The sequence below is a fragment of the Chitinophaga sp. W3I9 genome, from assembly GCF_050434025.1.
Taxonomy (GTDB): Bacteria; Bacteroidota; Bacteroidia; order Chitinophagales; family Chitinophagaceae; genus Chitinophaga.
The window spans coordinates 4,639,530-4,656,426 of the sequence record NZ_JBNPWC010000001.1 but is presented as its reverse complement, the minus strand read 5'-3'; the positions used below and the strand labels follow the sequence as shown (position 1 = coordinate 4,656,426).

The window sequence follows — 16,897 nt, the reverse complement described above, 5'->3', positions numbered from 1 at the left end:
AATTAATTGCTATATGAATTATTGGTTGGTGAAATCTGAGCCATTTAAATATTCCTGGGATCAGTTTGTAAAAGATAAGATCACCTTTTGGGATGGTGTGCGCAACTACCAGGCGCGCAACAACCTCCGGGGCATGAAAAAAGGCGACCAGGTACTGTTCTATCACAGCAATGAAGGGATGGAAATAGTAGGCCTGGCCACTGTTGCCAAAGAAGCTTACCAGGATCCCACTACACCCGATCCAAACTGGGTGGTGGTAGATCTTAAACCATTAAAGCCATTTAAAAAGGCGGTGACGCTGGCACAGATGAAAACTGAAAAACGATTGGCCAACCTGTCGCTTATCCGCCAGGGTCGCTTATCCGTGTGTGATGTGAAGCCGGAAGAATTTGAGGCGATCATGGAAATGGGTGGTATGAAGAAGTAGGTACTTTACCAGAGATATAAACGGCGAAGGTTATCTTTCTTATGGAAGATAACCTTCGCCGTTTATGGAATTCGTGAAAGATGTTCATCATAGAGAAAATTCCAGCTCATGAAACATTCCTTCATATTAGCCCTTTGCACAGCAGTAGCCTTATTGCCGGCCTGCCGCAACCATAGCGCGCCGGTTGCAACTGAATTCAAACAAACGGAAGCCAACATGACTGCCGCCGCAGTAGCCAGCGACGAGCTTCCCCTGTCTGAAAGCGAAGCTGATCAGGCGCCTGCCTTACCCATCTCCCAAAAAATAATAAAGAATGCGGTGCTCCGCTTTTCCACTTCTGACTTTGAAGCCTGTAAAAAGCGTATAGCCGATACAGTTAAAAAATACGGTGGCTACATTGCCAGTGAAAAACAGGAAAATACCAGTATGCAATGGCGGAATGAGGTAGCCATAAAGGTGCCGGCAGCCACCTTTGAGCAATGCGTGGAAAGCCTCACTGGCGGCGCCTCCGGGGTAGATGAAAAAAGTATTACCTCCACTGATGTAACAGAAGAATATGTAGACCTCGACGCCCGTATGAAAGCACGGCTGGCAGTAGAACAGCGTTATGTGCAGATCCTGCAGCAGGCGAAGAATGTAAAAGAAATACTGGAAGTGGAGGCACAGCTGAAAGGCATCCGTGAAGAAATAGAATCCGCAAAGGGCCGGTTGCAGTACATGGATCATCATGTGGCCTACAGCAATATCAGCCTGGAGTATTACCAGACGTTTGCCAATTCAGATCCGCAGTCGCCGGGATTCCTGCAACGCTCGTGGTTGTCGTTTAAAGATGGCTGGAACGGGCTTTTATCTTTTGCATTGGGCATATTGAGTGCATGGCCTTTGATTGTTGGTATTGTTTTTATTTTTATTTTTATAAAAAGAGGAATAGGGAGATGGAAATCCCGTAAAACCCCAGCTAACGTAAACCTATAAACGAATTCACATGAAACCAAGATTGGTGGTGCTGACCGGAGCCGGCATCAGCGCAGAAAGTGGCCTCCGGACTTTCAGAGACACGGATGGATTATGGGAGGGCTATGATGTGTATGAAGTGGCTTCTCCGCAAGGCTGGGAGAAGAATCCCGCCCTGGTACAGGACTTTTACAACGGCCGCCGGCAGGACGTGAAGGCGGCGCTTCCCAATGCTGCACACACAGGCCTGGCAAAGCTGGAAGAAAAGTATGATGTGCGGATCATCACTCAGAATATTGACGACCTCCATGAAAGAGGAGGTTCCACTACAGTACTGCACCTGCACGGGGAAATTTTCAAGATGCGCAGCGTGAATAATGAAGCGCTGATCTATGATATCCGGGAGGATATTAAGATGGGTGACTTCGCAGAAGACGGTGGACAGCTGCGCCCGCACATCGTTTGGTTTGGCGAGGCGGTGCCTATGATTGAAAAGGCCGCACGGGAAGTATGGGAGGCCGATGTGTTTGTGGTGGTGGGAACATCCCTGCAGGTATATCCTGCCGCCAGCTTGTTGCAGTATGTAAAACCGGACGTGCCGGTGTATATCATCGACCGGAAAATTCCCGAAGTAGGAAAAGCGGATAACCTGCACCTGATTGAAAAGCCCGCTACAGAAGGCGTGCTGGAATTATTAAGTATCCTGTAAAATAAAAAACCTCCCCACTTCAGGGGAGGTATCACAAGTCCTTGTGCCCGGTTAGAGTCCATCATAGGAAAAAAATAACTTTGCGCTTATTCAAAGCTTTCTTCAAATCTGATATCATACTCCTCTAATTCTTTTAGAACGGGGTTATATATTTCCGGCATTACCGGTATTTGTAGTCCTGTTAACGTTACCTTATCCTGGAGAATCATTTTGGCCATGATGCCGAGCGGAAGTCCCACTGTTTTAGCCATTGCGGTATGTATGCTGTCTTCGCCCTGAACAATCATGTAACTGTGCATCCTGGTGGCCATGTTGCGGCGTTCAAACTCAATCTCGTGCATCATTACGATCATGTCCTTGTCGGCAGGCTCCATTTTAAGTTTGTTTTCCACCAGGAACTGGAGAACGCCTGCGTTGGTTTGCTCCCCTAAATTTATGACTTCTGTATTTAATAATCCCAGGAATTTTAACTGGCGGATCACTTTGGACTTGGTGCTAACGCCCAGAAACTGGGCCATATTCTCTTCCGGGGTGCCTGTTCCTTCTTTAACGGATTTGGTGGCCCACTCAGTATACGTAAGCTTATCCGTGGCAATCTTATGACCGTCGTCTGTCAGGCCCAGCTTCATCAGGGCGTTCCAGCCTTCGCAGAAGTCGGGATACCGGAGGGTGGCACGCATAAAAGTGGCCAGTTCTTCGAGCTTATACGCCTGCATATATCCCAGTGAGTCGCGGTTGGGGTAGAAGGCCAGTTTACCGAAGCCAGGTACCTGGATCGTTTTGGTATGATCAAACAGTTGTTCGTAGCTAAGTTCCTTTACCTTTCCTTTTTCTTTGTAGGTGGCGCCGGAAACGCCCGCCATTACAATGTTCCGGGCATTCCAGGATACTTTGTACTGCCAGGGATTATCGTTGCTGTCGGGGGAGATAAGGCCCCCGCAGTAGGATTTAAAGGAGAAGATCTGTCCGCCTTTCTTTTCGATGGAATGAATGAGTTTCATGGCCGACATGTGATCGATACCCGGGTCTAATCCCATTTCATACATGAAGAGTAACCCGGCTTTTTCAATTTCGGGTTGCAGTTGCCGTACTTCTTCGTCGATATAAGAGGCGGTGAGGAGGTTCTTTTTTTCAGTAAGACAATCTTTGGCCACTAAAATGTGCAGGGTAGCGGGTAGCAGGGAGATGACGAGATCGGTATCCCGGATGAGTTGTTGTCTGGCCGCGCTGTCTTTAATATCGAGTGCGGCGGGGGTAGCATAATATGATTTTCCTGTTTTGGATTTGATGAGCGAAAGATCGTGATCGGCTACAGTGATATGCCATTTTTGCCTCGGTGCATTTGCCAACAGATAGTCGATCAAACTGGTGGCCGATTTACCGGCTCCAAACAACAGTATGTTCTTCATAGTCTTCTTTAGAAAAGTGATTAAGAATCAGGGGAATAACAGCACTTTTTATACTAATGTTCGAATTTTTAAGCAAATTCGGATTTGTTCTTATTATATATATGTTTTCCGTTGATTCGAACAATTGATTATCAGCCTCTTAGAAACAAATACTTTGCCAATATTTATATTCTAATATATTAATGTGTCTTAACATATTGCAATTAAATCAAAATCAGGGTTGTTTTACTATAACACAAATGCTATATAAATGGTTGTCATTCATTGTGTAAATCAATCATATATCGATATTGCAATATAAGCGTTAATCCCTATGGCGTTTTTTATTCACATTCTTTGATTTTTAGGCCGGAATAAGGGCTGAAATGGCTATATTTGCCTTTATCTGTTTTACGCAGAAAAAACTGTAAATCAACACACAAAATGACAGAGCATACGGAAAATCATCAGGAAGGGAGAATTGTCCAGATAAATATCGAGGAGCAAATGAAAACGGCCTACATAGATTATTCTATGTCCGTGATCGTGGGCCGTGCCTTGCCCGATGTGAGAGATGGTCTGAAGCCTGTGCACAGGCGTGTTTTATTCGGAATGAATGAACTCGGCAACCACAGTAACAAGGCCTACAAGAAATCAGCGCGTATTGTGGGTGAGGTAATGGGTAAATATCACCCGCACGGTGATGCTTCCATTTATGACACCATTGTACGACTGGCGCAACCCTGGAGCATGCGTTATCCCATGGTGGACGGACAGGGTAACTTCGGTTCGGTAGATGGCGATATGCCGGCTGCCATGCGTTACACGGAGATCCGCCTGCAGAAGATCGCAGAAGCCATGCTGGAAGACATTGAAAAGGAAACGGTGGACTTTACCAACAACTTCGATGACACGCTCGAAGAACCGACGGTACTGCCTACCCGCATTCCCAACCTGCTGGTGAATGGCGCTTCCGGTATCGCCGTGGGGATGGCCACCAACATTATGCCCCACAACCTCAGCGAAGTAGTGGATGGCGCTATCGCTTACATCGAAAACAAAGAGATCACTATAGAAGAGCTGATCAAACACATTAAAGCACCGGATTTCCCAACAGGGGGTGTTATTTATGGTTTTGAAGGCGTTAAACAGGGTTTTGAAACCGGCAGGGGCAGAGTAGTGGTAAGAGGCAAAATTACCTCCGAAACCGCTAAAAACGGCCGTGAAAAACTGGTGATCTATGAACTGCCTTACCAGATCAACAAGGCAGTACTGCACCAGAAAATTGCACAGCTGGTAAATGATAAGATTATTGAAGGCATCTCCGATGTACGTGACGAAAGTGACCGTGAAGGTATGCGCCTGGTAATTGATCTGAAAAGAGAAGCGATCTCCAATGTGATCATCAACCAGTTATTTAAATATTCCGAACTGCAAACATCTTACGGTATCAATAACGTGGCGCTGGTAAAAGGCCGTCCGCGTATCCTGAACCTGAAAGATATGATCGGGGAATTCATCGACTTCCGTCATGAAGTAGTAGTGAGAAGAACCCGCTTCGACCTGCGTAAGGCAGAAGAAAAAGCGCATATCCTCGCCGGTTACCTGATCGCACTGGATCACCTGGACCAGGTGATTGCACTGATCCGCGCCGCCGCTACACCTGATATTGCGAGGGAAGGGCTGATGACAGAATTCGGATTGTCTGAGTTACAGTCGAAGGCTATACTGGAACTGCGTTTACAACGTCTGACCGGTATGGAACGCGATAAGATCCGCGCTGAATACGACGACATCATGAAACTGATCACTTACCTGAAAGAAGTATTGGCTGATGAATCTTTACGTATGAAGATCATCCGCGAAGAACTGGAAGAAGTGAAGAAGAAATTCGGCGACGAACGTAAGACAGAAATCCAGTACCTCGCCAGCGAAATGAGGATAGAAGATATCATCGCAGAAGAAGATGTGGTGATCACCATTTCCCACCTCGGATATATCAAGCGTACTTCTGCCTACGATTACCGTCAGCAGAAACGCGGAGGCCGTGGCGCCATCGGCGGTAAAACCCGTGATGAAGATTATATCGAGCACCTGTTTGTGGCTTCTACACACCATACCATGCTGTTTTTCACGGAAAAAGGCCGCTGCTACTGGCTGAAGGTCTATGAAATTCCGGACGGGGAAAAGAGCGGTAAAGGACGTGCCATCCAGAACATGATCCAGCTCCCGGTTGATGATAAGATCCGCGCTATCATCGATATTAAAGACCTGAGTGATAAAGATTTTATCAATAACCATTATATTGTACTTTGTACCAAGAAGGGTATCATCAAGAAGACGATGGTGGAAGAGTTCTCCCGTCCGCGTCAGAACGGTGTGAATGCCATTACCATCAATGAAGGCGATGAACTGCTGGAAGCCAAACTGACTACCGGTGACAGCCAGATCATGATGGCCATCCAGAGCGGTCGCGCTATCAGGTTCCCTGAAGCTACGGTACGCGACACCGGTCGTGGCGCCATCGGCGTAAGAGGAATTGAGGTAGACAGCGACAACGACGAGGTGGTTGGTATGGTTTGTGTTAATAAGGAAGATGAACAGAAAACCATCCTGGTGGTTTCTGAGAAAGGATTCGGTAAACGTACCAACATCGAGGAATACCGTATCACCAACCGTGGTGGTAAAGGTGTGAAAACCATTAACATCACAGAAAAAACCGGTAACCTGATAGCTGTACTTGATGTTACGGAGAAACATGACCTGATGATCACCTGTAAGTCCGGTATCACCATCCGCATGGCCGTTGCAGATATCCGCGAAGCCGGCCGCGCCACACAGGGTGTACGCCTGATCCGCCTGGATGACAACGACGAAATTGCAGCTGTAGCACGACTGGATGAACAGGAAGAAGAAGTAATACTACTGGAAGAAGGCGAAGAAGGTAGCGAAACGCCCGCTGTAGCAAGTGATGAAACACCTGAAGCAGGTGAAAATGACAATACACCGGAAGGAACCGACGGTGAAGCTACTGACACTACAGAAGAATAAATAAAATTATAACCGGTAACAGGTCCTTAATCCGGTCTGTTACCGGTTTCTGATAAAAAAAATACAGCCAGCTTTTAGTGGTAACTATACTACTGGTTGTATTACTATTTATTGGAGCACCATACTCTTATTGTAATCAGCAACTAAAAAAACAAAAGCATGAAAAAATTATTGGTATCTCTTCTCTTTTGCACGGCCGGTGTATCGGTTATGGCACAACGGGCAAAAGTTAGCAGTGCGGATGAGAACCTGAAGAAGCAAGATCTGGAAAAAGCCAAAGCGGATATTGACGCAGCATTACAGAATGAAAAGACCAAGAACGACGCTAAAACATGGCTGGTAGATGGTAAGATCCTGGAAGCTATGGGCACCAAGCAGAAAAGCGCTGCACTGGCAACAGAAGCTTTTGCCGCCTTCAAAAAAGCATTGGAGATAGATCCTAAAATGAAAGAAGCCGTGCTGGAAATGAACCAGCCGTTGTTCAATGTATACGCTACTATTGCCAACGCCGGCTATGCTAACCTGAATGAACAGAAATGGGATTCCTCCCTGTATAACTTCAAACAGGCTTTTGAAGTAGCTGACTTCTACAACAGTAAAAACCTTGGTGGCTCTATTCCTGCAGATACTGCCCTCACTTTCTACGTTGGTTACGCTGCCAACCAGGCCGGTAAAAAAGATGATGCTTTTACCTACCTGAAAAAAGCAGCCGATCTGCAGTTCAAAGGAGAACCTGCTCTCTATGTAATCCTGGGTCAGCTGTATGAAGAAAAAGGCGACCAGGCAAACTGGCTGAAAACAATCGAACAGGCTAAAGTTTTATTCCCTAAGGATAAACGCTTTAACGATATGGAAATGGCTTTCTACAGCAAAACAGGTAAAACCCAACGAATTACTGACGATGCTGGAAAAGAAAATCGCCGACAATCCAACCGACCAGGCAGCTGTACTGGATTACGCTATCCGCGTAGATAACCTGGCTAATCCCCGCGATGATAAAGGCGGTGATGCTCCTAAACCAGCTAACTACGAAGAACTGATAGGTAAAGCAGAAACAGCTTATAAGAAAGCGATCGAAATGAATCCTGCCGATGCTACTGCTAACTTCCAGCTGGGAGCTCTGTACTTTAACCGCGCAGTTGTTTTCAACAAAGAACTGAATGGCCTGGACAGCAAACAGCAAACTTCTCCTAAAGCAAAAGAATTACAGGGAAAAGTAGAAGGACTGATGGGTCAGGCACTGCCTTTCTTCGAGAAAGCTGATGCCGGCTTCACCGCTAAAGCCAGCAGCCTCGATGCAAGTGACAAACAAACTTACGAAAGCTGCCTCTATGCACTGCAGAAGATCTACGCGATCAAAAACAACACTGCAAAAGTAGAAGAAGTGAAAAAGAAACTGGACGGTTTAGGTGCTAAACAATAAACCGCGTATTGATATTCTTGGAAAGAGTCCGCCTGACAGCGGACTCTTTTTTTTGCTTTTGCGGATTTTGTCTTTCTCGCTGATTACGCTGATTATACTGATTAGTTTGATTTTTACTTTTGGATTTTATAAAGAATTAAGGGAGATAGAAGCGGATATATTCGCTTTTATCCCCCTTAAATAGTATTATAAGAAAATCTAAAAAATCAAAGAAAAATCCAAAAGTAAAAATCCAGGTAATCAGTATAATCAGCGTAATCAGCGAGAAAGACAACCTCCGCAAAAAATCCCGCAAGCCGGAAAGACTTGCGGGACAATTAACTCAAACGCTGTATGTACTCGTTATGCTTTTTTAGCAGCAGGAGCAGCTTTCTTTGCATGTTCGTGTTTAGCGGCTTTCTTAGTAGTGTCAGCAGCTGGTTTTGCTTCAGCTTTTGCTTCAGTTTTAGCAGCTTTCTTTGCAGGTTTAGCAGCTGGTGCTTGTGCGAAAGATGCAGCAGAAATGCTCATTACTACTACAGCGGCGATCAGGCTTTTTTTCATGATATTGTCTTTTTAAAATGATTAGATGAAGAATGTTTTGTTATAGTTTCTGTAGTAAAATTACATCAGCAAAGGCGGTGTTGACGGGATGTTTCGGTGAACAGGGAATTACTGTCGTTGAACAGGGGAAAATGTACGGTAATATACAACAGGGAGTTATAACAGGATGTGGATGGCCTCCTGTACAGCCTGTATACACAGGTGTTTCAGGGTATTGAACTGGCTGGCAACCGTACCGGGATGGTAGTTGTTTTCCTGTAGTTTTTCCAGTGGTTCCAGGATAGGATAGAGGTGATCCTGCAAACCGATAAATGAAACGGTTGTTTTCAGGTTATGCGCGGTAGCGCGTATAGCTGCAATGTCTTCGGCTATCACTGCCTGTTTCAGCAACGATAGTTCTTCCGGCAACTGCGCAATGAACTGCTCCAGCATTGTTTTTTCAAATTCGGTATTACCTTTGGAAAGATCATGGAGATAATTCAGGTTGATGAGATGCTGGGCGCCATTTTCATTTGACAGGTGATAAACAGCCGGCAGTTCACGGGGCGGCAGTTTACCAATGTATACCTGGATCATTCTGTAGAGGTCCTCTTCAATAATAGGCTTGGAGATATACTCGTTCATACCCATTTGCAGGCATTTTTCGCGCTCTCCGGTCATAGCATGGGCTGTCATGGCTATTACGGGGATAGTGGAGTGCAGCTCGTGCCGGATGGCCTGTACAGCGGTGTAGCCATCCATTTCAGGCATTTGAATATCCATCAGCACCAGGTCGTAGTGCTGCCGGTCCAACGCCTGCAACACTTCCTTGCCATTGTTTACAATTTTATACTGCAACTGCCAACTGCCCAGCAAATGACGAAGCAGGTTCTGGTTCATCTTATTGTCTTCTGCCACCAGCAGCCGTACATCCGGATGAAGGGGCAGTTGGTCGTTCTCTGTAAAATAATGATGCCCCTCTTCTGATAATGATTCCCCCAATGTGTAGGGGAGTTCTACTTTAAATGTAGCGCCTTCACCGGGTTTGCTCTCCACTGAAATAAAACCATTCTGTAATTCTATTAGTTGTTTTACGATGGCCAGTCCCAACCCCGTTCCGCCAAACTTGCGGGTGGTAGCAGCTTCCGCCTGGTGAAAGCGGTCGAAGATACTTTGTTGCATGGAAGGGTCAATACCTATACCGGTATCACTAACGGTGAATAATATACGAACCGCATTTTCTTCTGCCCATACTTTTGCCACATGTATGCGTACTTCACCCTCACTGGTAAATTTAACAGCGTTGCTGGTGAGGTTCACCAACACCTGTGTCAGCCGCATTACATCTCCATATAAAATATCCGGTACATCTTCCTCAATGGTCACAGCCAGCTGAAGTTGTTTCTCTTCGGCTTTGGGTCTGAACATGGTATTTACACCATGGAGCACGCTGCGCAGGCTAAAAGAGGTGGCTTCTATGCGCATCATCCCGGATTCTATTTTGGAAATATCCAGGATATCGTTGATGATTTCCAGTAAACTCTGGCCGGCGCTGTCTATGGCGCCTACATATTCTTTGGATTTATCGTTGAGCGGCTGGGCTTTGAGCAGGTTGGTGAAGCCCAGCACCGCATTCATGGGCGTTCGTATTTCATGGCTCATATTGGCCAGGAACTGGTCTTTTATGGTCGCCAGTTTTTTCTCCTGTCGCTGGGATTCATCCAGCGCTTCAATGAGTTGCTCTTGCCGGTGGATCCGGCTGGTGATATATAAGAATGCCAGCAGGCTCATTAAACAGGCAAAAAATACCAGCACGGTACCCCAGCGCTGCGCTTTTTGCCCGCTGCTGTCTATCAGGTGGGTGGTGCGGTTCACCTCCGATTGCCGGGTGGTGTCTAGTTGCCGCAAAATGCCGTTGATGGCCTCGCCCAGCCGCCTTCCTTTCTGGTTGTTAATTAATTTTTCAGCCGCCCATTTACCCTGACTGTAAAAAGTATCCAGTACCATGAGGTTAAAGGCATTCTTTTCATCTACCAGGTAGTTGAGCTGGGTGAGTAACTTTTCTGTGCTGTCGTTTCTGATAATTTTATTGATCTCTTTGAGATCTGCCTTAATAATGGCTATTTCGGCTTCGATGCCGGTAATATGAATGGTGTCCTGGGAAATCACTGCGCCGCGTACCTTGCTGTCGGTTTTGGCCATATTGGTTTGCAGCTTCTGGAGTTCGTTCTTTACATTAAGTTCCTGTAACAGCTGCTCATTGCCTTTGATCAGCTTATGGATATTGTTTGCGGAGTTGAATTGCAGCACAACAAATAATATCATTCCGGTAATGAACAGGCCGAGGAGGTAATATTTGATTCTTTTAGGCTGCATGACAGTTTAGTACATATAAAACGCTGATATAGGAAAGCCGGTTCAATAAAAGTAGCAATTTTATTGCTCCTTCCTTCAGATAATTAGCCTCAGCGTAATAATTCGCTGAGGCTAATTATGTTGACAAAGGACTATGATTATTTCGCTTTTGGTGCAGCCGGAGCAGCAGCAGGTTTTGCTGTATGATGATGCTTCGCATGTGTTTTGTGAGCAGGCGCCTTTGCAGCCGCTTCTTTTTTTGTTTCTTTTTTAGGCGCAGTGGTCTGTGCAAAAGATGATGCACTCATAAACAACATAGCTGCGGCGATTACAATACCAAACTTTTTCATGGCTGTATATTTTATTTAGTGATCAATTGTTTGACGACCTAAAGGTACATCCGCCAGAAAAGTGATGGTAATACTAATGGCCCAACAGGCAGCAGCTGTCGGTCAAAAAGGGGAAAGTGTCGTTGAGTTACAGGAGGTTCAGTTTATTATTCAATGCAGAACGGTAGGCATCTGCTACAGGAATCGCGTTTTTATTAATAATGATGGTGCCATCTTCAATAGATTCAATTTTGTCGAGCGCCACGATATAGGAGCGGTGCACACGCATGAATTTAGCAGCCGGCAGTTTTTCCTCCAGTGCTTTCAGCGTAGTATGGATGGCGTGGAATTTCTGCGGGGTATTTAACTTTACGTAGTCGCCCATTGCTTCCAGGAAAAGGATATCTTCTGTTTTTATTCTCTTCAGGATGCCATTATCACGTATAAACACAAACTCGGTATCGGATACCTGTAGTTCGCGGTGATCGCTGTCGGTGATTTCACGGGCCTTTTCAATGGCCTGGATAAAGCGGGCAGGCTGTACGGGCTTAATCAGGTAGTCGGCCACATTCAGCTCAAACGCTTCTACTGCATAGTCCTTTTTTACCGTGGTAAAGATGATCACCGGGCGTTTCTTTCCCAGGTTGCGGGTAAGCTCCAGTCCACTCATACCGGGCATTTCTATATCCAGTAACAGCAGATCTATCTTTTCTTTCTGTAAAAAATTATATGCTTCCATAGCACTGCTGCACTCACCTGCCACATGCAATTGTTCCACATGACTGGCTAATTGCTTCATGGCGGTACGCGCCAGCTTATTATCGTCTACGATCAGGCAATTCATGCGGCTAATTTAAGTACAAATCGTAATATAAAATCATCTCAGCCGCAACTGCGATGCAGTTTTTTCCAGTGGCGTTTTGAGTTTAATTTTTACATTTGTAAAGATGAAGTGGTTACTTTACATACTAAGCTGTTATATCCTGCTGCTGTCGTGCATTCCCTGCAACGACTACCAGCCGGGAAACCATAGCGCAGTTGTACAACTCGCCACTTCCCACGACCATGAAACACAACCGGACTACTGCTCGCCATTGTGCGTATGCAGTTGCTGTAATATACAGGCTACTCCCGGTGTGGCCGTCACGGTTTATTTTATGGCGCAACGGATCAGTATAGATTACCCCGTGTTGCCCGTTAACCCGCTTCCTTCCTTATCAGATAATATCTGGCAGCCCCCACAGCTGGTTTAATCCGTTTACAGATGTTTTTGCTATGAGCATATCCATGCCTTTACCGGCGTAGATAAGGCTATGGTACGTCATTTTATTACTTATTGAATCAATCATGCTGGATAAGATCATTCGTTTCTCTGTGAGGAACAAATTAATGATAGGGATATTTACGTGTGCCCTGGCGGCATTTGGCGTATATTCCCTGTTACGTTTACCGGTAGATGCCGTACCGGATATCACCAATAACCAGGTGCAGGTGATCACACAATCGCCTTCCCTCGCAGCCCAGGAAGTGGAAAGGCTTATTACCTTTCCTGTTGAACAAACGATGGCGGTAATACCGGAACTGGCGGAAATACGCTCTATTTCCAGGTTTGGACTGTCGGTTGTAACCATTGTATTTCATGATAATGTAGATATTTACTGGGCCCGCCAACAGGTAAATGAAAAGCTGGGCGAGGCGAGAACCAGTATTCCTCCGGGTATTGGCACCCCGGAAATGTCGCCCACTTCCAGCGGATTGGGAGAAGTATACCAATATGTACTGCATCCCCGGAAAGGGTATGAAGAAAAGTTTGATGCGCGTGAATTGCGTACTATACAAGACTGGTATGTAAGGCGACAACTGCTGGGAACACCCGGCGTAGCCGAAGTAAACAGTTTTGGCGGATTGCTGAAGCAATACCAGGTTACGCTCAAGCCCGACCAACTCCGCAGCTATCACCTGAGCATCGCCGACGTGTTCAACGCTATGGAAAGGAACAACCAGAACACCGGCGGCGCTTATATCGACAAGAAACCCAATGCTTACTTTATCCGAAGCGAAGGGCTGATCAGCAGTTTGGCGGATATAGAAAAGATAGCGGTGAAGAATACGCCTGACGGATTGCCCATATTGATCAGGGATATCGCCACCGTGCAATTAGGAGATGCCGTACGTTATGGTGCGCTTACCCGCAATGCAAATGGGGAGGCCGTTGGTGGCATTGTGATGATGCTGAAGGGGAAGAACTCCAGCGAGGTAGTGAAAACAGTGAAAGCAAGGATTGAACAGATACAGAAAACGCTGCCGCCCGGCGTGGTAATAGAACCGTTCCTGGATCGCAGCGAATTTGTAGGCAGAGCCGTAGGCACTGTACAAAAGAACCTGGTAGAAGGGGCGCTCATTGTCATATTCGTACTGGTACTATTCCTCGGAAACCTGCGTGCAGGGCTGATTGTAGCCTCTGTGATCCCGTTATCGATGTTGTTTGCCATTTCCCTGATGTACCTCTTCGGGGTATCAGGTAACCTGATGAGCCTCGGCGCTATCGACTTCGGACTGATTGTAGATGGTGCAGTGATTATAGTGGAGGCGACCTTACACCACCTTGCCGGCAGGAATAAAACCGGTCAGCTGGTACGTTTATCACAGCAGGAAATGGATACTGAAGTATTTGATGCTGCCAGCAAGATCCGCAGTACTGCTGCTTTTGGTGAAATCATTATTCTCATTGTATACCTGCCCATACTCGCTTTAACCCGGCATCGAGGGCAAGATGTTCCGGCCGATGGCGCAAACTGTTTCCTTTGCCATTCTCGGCGCTTTCATCCTGTCGCTCACCTATGTGCCGATGATGTCCGCGCTGATGCTGAGTAAAAATCTCGATAATAAAGTCACGGTAGCCGACCGGCTTATGCGCTTCTTTCAGCGTATATACGATCCCGTTATACGCGGCGCATTACGCGCAAAGGCGGTGGTCACGGGAGCGGCTATACTGCTTTTTGTGATCGCATTATTTTTATTTGGTAAGATGGGAGGAGAATTTATTCCTACCCTGGAAGAGGGGGATTTTGCCGTGGAAACAAGACTGCTCACCGGTAGTTCCCTGTCCGAAACCATCGACAAGGTAAGCCTGGCCTCAGGGATATTAATGAAACAATTCCCTGAAGTGAAAGAAGTGATCGGCAAAATAGGCGCTGCTGAAATTCCTACCGACCCAATGCCGATGGAGGCCTGTGATCTCACCATTTTACTGAAGCCCAGGAAAGAATGGACCAGCGCCCGCAACCGGGAAGAACTGGCCAACAAAATGCAGGAAGCCCTGGAGGCGATACCAGGCGTGAGTTTTGGCTTTTCGCAGCCTATCCAGTTACGGTTCAATGAACTGATTTCAGGTGTGCGCCAGGACGTAGGGATCAAGATCTTTGGGGAAGATCTCGCTACGCTGGCTTCACTGGCCGACAAGATAGGTAGTATTGTAAGCCGCACTCCCGGCGCCAAAGATCTGTACGTGGAGCAAACCGGCGGGCTGCCACAGATAGTGGTAACAGCCAACAGGGACAAGATAGCCCGCTACGGACTTGACATTGCCACCATCAATCAAACCATCAACACTGCTTTCGCCGGCCAGAGCGCCGGACTGGTATATGAGGGGGAGAAGCGTTTCGACCTGGTACTGCGGCTGGACCAGCAAAGCCGGCAGCAGCTGGCAGATGTGCAAAACCTGTACATCACCACGCCATCCGGAAACCAGGTGCCGCTACAGGAAGTGGCGGAAGTAAAAATGACGACGGGCCCCAACCAGGTGCAAAGAGAAGATGCTAAAAGACGCACTATCGTTGGCTTTAATGTGCGGGGCCGCGATATTTCAAGCGTGGTAGCCGATATTGAATCCGCCATTGGCAAAGAAGTAAAACTTCCCGCGGGTTATTTTATCCGGTACGGCGGACAGTTTGAAAATCTGAAAGAAGCCAACCGGCGTTTAGCCGTTGCCGTACCTGTAGCATTGCTGCTGATTTTTGGGTTGCTCTATTTTACTTTTCACTCTGTAAAACAATCGCTGCTCATATTTACCGCTATCCCCATGTCGGCCATAGGAGGCGTTTTTGCGCTCCTGTTGCGTGGTTTGCCCTTCAGTATTTCCGCCGGCGTAGGATTCATCGCGCTTTTTGGTGTGGCGGTATTAAATGGTATTGTGCTGATAGGGGAATTCAACCGGCTAAAGGAATCCGGTTTGCAGGACCTTAACAGTGTGGTACTAAATGGAACGGCTACACGATTACGGCCGGTACTGATGACCGCCTTTGTGGCATCTCTCGGCTTTTTGCCGATGGCCCTGGCCACCAGCGCAGGAGCGGAAGTGCAACGCCCGCTGGCTACCGTGGTAATAGGAGGGTTGATTACTTCTACCTTACTGACCCTCCTGGTGTTACCGTGTTTATACATCTATTTGGAGAAAGGTTTTTCAAAACATACATTATGAAGATCTGGATATTAGCAGGCCTGCTGTTGCCTGCAATGGTTACCGCACAGTCGCAGGTACTCACGCTGGAAACAGCTGTACAGCTGGCCTTGCAGCAAAACAAAGGGCTGAAATCTGCCGATGCTTCCATTGGTTACTACCGTAAAATGACAGGCACCAGCGGGGAGATCCCGAAAACAGATGTGAACCTGCAGTACGGTCAAACAAACAGTTATGTTTCCAATGATAACAACTACAGTGTTACGCAAACCATTCCTTTCCCAACCGTATTCAGCGCCAGGAAGGAACTGAATCATGCGCAGGTGGACAAAGCAGTTTGGCAGAAAGCGGTTACGCAGAATGAACTGGTGTACCAGGTGAAACAGGTGTACATACAGCTGCTGTACCTGCAGGAGGTGAAAGCCCTGATACTCCGGCAGGATAGTATCTTCACCAGGTTTGCCCGCAGCGCAGACCTGCGGTACCGTACCGGTGAAAGCCGGATGCTGGAAAAAATCGCAGCCGAAGGACGGCTCAACGAAGTAAAGAACGCCCTGCGTCAAAACGAGGCTGATCTTAAAATTTATACCGCCAGGTTACAGGCATTATTGGGTACCAACAAGCCCGTTACAATAACGGAAACGGCTATACCGGATGCAGCACTTTCCCTTGTGAGTGATTCCGCCGCCATAGTGACCAATCCGCAGCTGCAATACCTGAAGCAGCAGGTAGCCGTTGCGGAAAAGCAAAAGAAGCTGTTGAAAGCCGCGATACTGCCGGATATCATGGTGGGTTACTTTAACCAGTCGTTTATCGGCACTCCGTTGAATGCTTCGGGCGCCCCGCTTGCTACCAACAGCAACCGCTTCCAGGGGTTCCAGGTAGGACTGGCGCTGCCCATTTGGATAGGACCTCTCAAAGCAAAAGTACGGGCGGAGGAAAAGCAGCAGCAGGCGGCCAGTTTACAGTTTGATAATAACCTGATACAACTGCAATCCCAATATGAGCAGGCGGTACAGCAGTTTATCAAAAACAGGAACAGCCTGGAGTTTTATGAAAGCACTTCACTGCCAAACGTAGAGCTGCTGCTGAAGCAATCTGAAAAATCCTACAGCAGCGGAGACATTGGCTACGCTGAATATTTTCTTAACCTGGAACATGGGCTTACGGCACGGCAGGGATACCTGCTGGCGCGCAATGAAGTAAAACAGGCAGAATTATACATGGCTTATCTGGCCGGCCAGCAGTAAGCTGTGTTCCGCCGGTCATCAACAAAAAAA

Annotated in this window: 15 protein-coding genes; 10 read left to right on the top strand and 5 right to left on the bottom strand. The window is 47.0% G+C overall.

The window, feature by feature from the left end; all coding sequences use genetic code 11:
- Positions 1-13 precede the first annotated feature (13 nt).
- From QFZ51_RS19005 to QFZ51_RS18995, 3 genes are all read left to right on the top strand, one after another.
- Complete coding sequence (locus QFZ51_RS19005; protein ID WP_370913111.1) at positions 14-427, top strand: EVE domain-containing protein; 414 nt, start codon at positions 14-16, stop codon at positions 425-427.
- Between the two features lie 108 nt (positions 428-535).
- Positions 536-1,402 (top strand): DUF4349 domain-containing protein, encoded by an 867-nt coding sequence (locus QFZ51_RS19000; RefSeq protein WP_429048026.1) that lies wholly within the window; start codon positions 536-538, stop codon positions 1,400-1,402.
- A 10-nt stretch (positions 1,403-1,412) separates the two neighbouring features.
- Complete coding sequence (locus tag QFZ51_RS18995) at positions 1,413-2,090, top strand: SIR2 family NAD-dependent protein deacylase (RefSeq protein ID WP_429048024.1); 678 nt, start codon at positions 1,413-1,415, stop codon at positions 2,088-2,090.
- Positions 2,091-2,176: 86 nt separating this feature from the next.
- On the opposite strand, the gene QFZ51_RS18990 is transcribed toward QFZ51_RS18995, so the two are convergent.
- The gene (locus QFZ51_RS18990) at positions 2,177-3,499 is read right to left on the bottom strand and encodes a saccharopine dehydrogenase C-terminal domain-containing protein (RefSeq protein WP_429048022.1); all 1,323 of its coding nucleotides are present in this window, start codon (positions 3,497-3,499) and stop codon (positions 2,177-2,179) included.
- A 423-nt stretch (positions 3,500-3,922) separates the two neighbouring features.
- On the opposite strand from QFZ51_RS18990, the gene gyrA reads away from it, so the two are divergent.
- From gyrA to QFZ51_RS18975, 3 genes are all read left to right on the top strand, one after another.
- Positions 3,923-6,529, top strand: a complete 2,607-nt coding sequence (gene gyrA, locus QFZ51_RS18985) for a DNA gyrase subunit A (RefSeq protein WP_429048020.1) — start codon at positions 3,923-3,925, stop codon at positions 6,527-6,529.
- A 159-nt stretch (positions 6,530-6,688) separates the two neighbouring features.
- Positions 6,689-7,504 (top strand): tetratricopeptide repeat protein, encoded by an 816-nt coding sequence (locus QFZ51_RS18980; protein WP_429048018.1) that lies wholly within the window; start codon positions 6,689-6,691, stop codon positions 7,502-7,504.
- Positions 7,431-7,952: a hypothetical protein gene (locus QFZ51_RS18975; protein WP_429048016.1), complete on the top strand. Its 522-nt coding sequence runs from the start codon at positions 7,431-7,433 to the stop codon at positions 7,950-7,952. The genes QFZ51_RS18980 and QFZ51_RS18975 overlap by 74 nt, the downstream gene beginning before the upstream one ends.
- Before the next feature lie 342 nt (positions 7,953-8,294).
- Here QFZ51_RS18975 and QFZ51_RS18970 read toward each other — a convergent pair whose 3' ends face one another.
- From QFZ51_RS18970 to QFZ51_RS18955, 4 genes are all read right to left on the bottom strand, one after another.
- Positions 8,295-8,495 carry a hypothetical protein gene (locus tag QFZ51_RS18970; RefSeq protein WP_142687064.1) on the bottom strand — a complete coding sequence of 67 codons (201 nt, stop codon included), beginning with the start codon at positions 8,493-8,495 and terminating at the stop codon, positions 8,295-8,297.
- Positions 8,496-8,651: 156 nt separating this feature from the next.
- A complete protein-coding gene (locus QFZ51_RS18965; protein ID WP_429048014.1) occupies positions 8,652-10,850 on the bottom strand; it encodes an ATP-binding protein in 2,199 nt (732 codons plus the stop codon).
- Positions 10,851-10,987: 137 nt separating this feature from the next.
- Positions 10,988-11,179, bottom strand: a complete 192-nt coding sequence (locus QFZ51_RS18960; protein WP_429048013.1) for a hypothetical protein — start codon at positions 11,177-11,179, stop codon at positions 10,988-10,990.
- A 127-nt stretch (positions 11,180-11,306) separates the two neighbouring features.
- Complete coding sequence (locus QFZ51_RS18955; protein ID WP_370913103.1) at positions 11,307-12,002, bottom strand: LytR/AlgR family response regulator transcription factor; 696 nt, start codon at positions 12,000-12,002, stop codon at positions 11,307-11,309.
- Positions 12,003-12,105: 103 nt separating this feature from the next.
- On the opposite strand from QFZ51_RS18955, the gene QFZ51_RS18950 reads away from it, so the two are divergent.
- The 4 genes from QFZ51_RS18950 (at position 12,106) to QFZ51_RS18935 (ending at position 16,867) form a co-directional block, all read left to right on the top strand.
- Entirely contained in the window at positions 12,106-12,411 is a 306-nt protein-coding gene (locus QFZ51_RS18950) for a DUF6660 family protein (RefSeq protein ID WP_429048011.1), read from the top strand.
- 94 nt (positions 12,412-12,505) lie between these two features.
- A complete protein-coding gene (locus QFZ51_RS18945) occupies positions 12,506-14,032 on the top strand; it encodes an efflux RND transporter permease subunit (RefSeq protein WP_429048010.1) in 1,527 nt (508 codons plus the stop codon).
- Entirely contained in the window at positions 13,944-15,638 is a 1,695-nt protein-coding gene (locus tag QFZ51_RS18940; RefSeq protein WP_429048008.1) for an efflux RND transporter permease subunit, read from the top strand. Before QFZ51_RS18945 ends, QFZ51_RS18940 begins: the two co-directional genes overlap by 89 nt.
- The gene (locus QFZ51_RS18935) at positions 15,635-16,867 is read left to right on the top strand and encodes a TolC family protein (protein ID WP_429048006.1); all 1,233 of its coding nucleotides are present in this window, start codon (positions 15,635-15,637) and stop codon (positions 16,865-16,867) included. Before QFZ51_RS18940 ends, QFZ51_RS18935 begins: the two co-directional genes overlap by 4 nt.
- Positions 16,868-16,897: the final 30 nt, after the last annotated feature.

Coding starts and splice junctions, on each gene's coding strand:
- gyrA (WP_429048020.1), top strand. CDS start 3,923: ATGACAGAGCATACGGAAAATCATCAGGAAGGGAGAATTGTCCAGATA.
- QFZ51_RS18965 (WP_429048014.1), bottom strand. CDS start 10,850: ATGCAGCCTAAAAGAATCAAATATTACCTCCTCGGCCTGTTCATTACC.
- QFZ51_RS18955 (WP_370913103.1), bottom strand. CDS start 12,002: ATGAATTGCCTGATCGTAGACGATAATAAGCTGGCGCGTACCGCCATG.
- QFZ51_RS19000 (WP_429048026.1), top strand. CDS start 536: ATGAAACATTCCTTCATATTAGCCCTTTGCACAGCAGTAGCCTTATTG.
- QFZ51_RS18970 (WP_142687064.1), bottom strand. CDS start 8,495: ATGAAAAAAAGCCTGATCGCCGCTGTAGTAGTAATGAGCATTTCTGCT.
- QFZ51_RS18950 (WP_429048011.1), top strand. CDS start 12,106: ATGAAGTGGTTACTTTACATACTAAGCTGTTATATCCTGCTGCTGTCG.
- QFZ51_RS19005 (WP_370913111.1), top strand. CDS start 14: ATGAATTATTGGTTGGTGAAATCTGAGCCATTTAAATATTCCTGGGAT.
- QFZ51_RS18990 (WP_429048022.1), bottom strand. CDS start 3,499: ATGAAGAACATACTGTTGTTTGGAGCCGGTAAATCGGCCACCAGTTTG.
- QFZ51_RS18975 (WP_429048016.1), top strand. CDS start 7,431: ATGCTGGAAAAGAAAATCGCCGACAATCCAACCGACCAGGCAGCTGTA.
- QFZ51_RS18960 (WP_429048013.1), bottom strand. CDS start 11,179: ATGAAAAAGTTTGGTATTGTAATCGCCGCAGCTATGTTGTTTATGAGT.
- QFZ51_RS18940 (WP_429048008.1), top strand. CDS start 13,944: ATGGCGCAAACTGTTTCCTTTGCCATTCTCGGCGCTTTCATCCTGTCG.
- QFZ51_RS18980 (WP_429048018.1), top strand. CDS start 6,689: ATGAAAAAATTATTGGTATCTCTTCTCTTTTGCACGGCCGGTGTATCG.
- QFZ51_RS18995 (WP_429048024.1), top strand. CDS start 1,413: ATGAAACCAAGATTGGTGGTGCTGACCGGAGCCGGCATCAGCGCAGAA.
- QFZ51_RS18935 (WP_429048006.1), top strand. CDS start 15,635: ATGAAGATCTGGATATTAGCAGGCCTGCTGTTGCCTGCAATGGTTACC.
- QFZ51_RS18945 (WP_429048010.1), top strand. CDS start 12,506: ATGCTGGATAAGATCATTCGTTTCTCTGTGAGGAACAAATTAATGATA.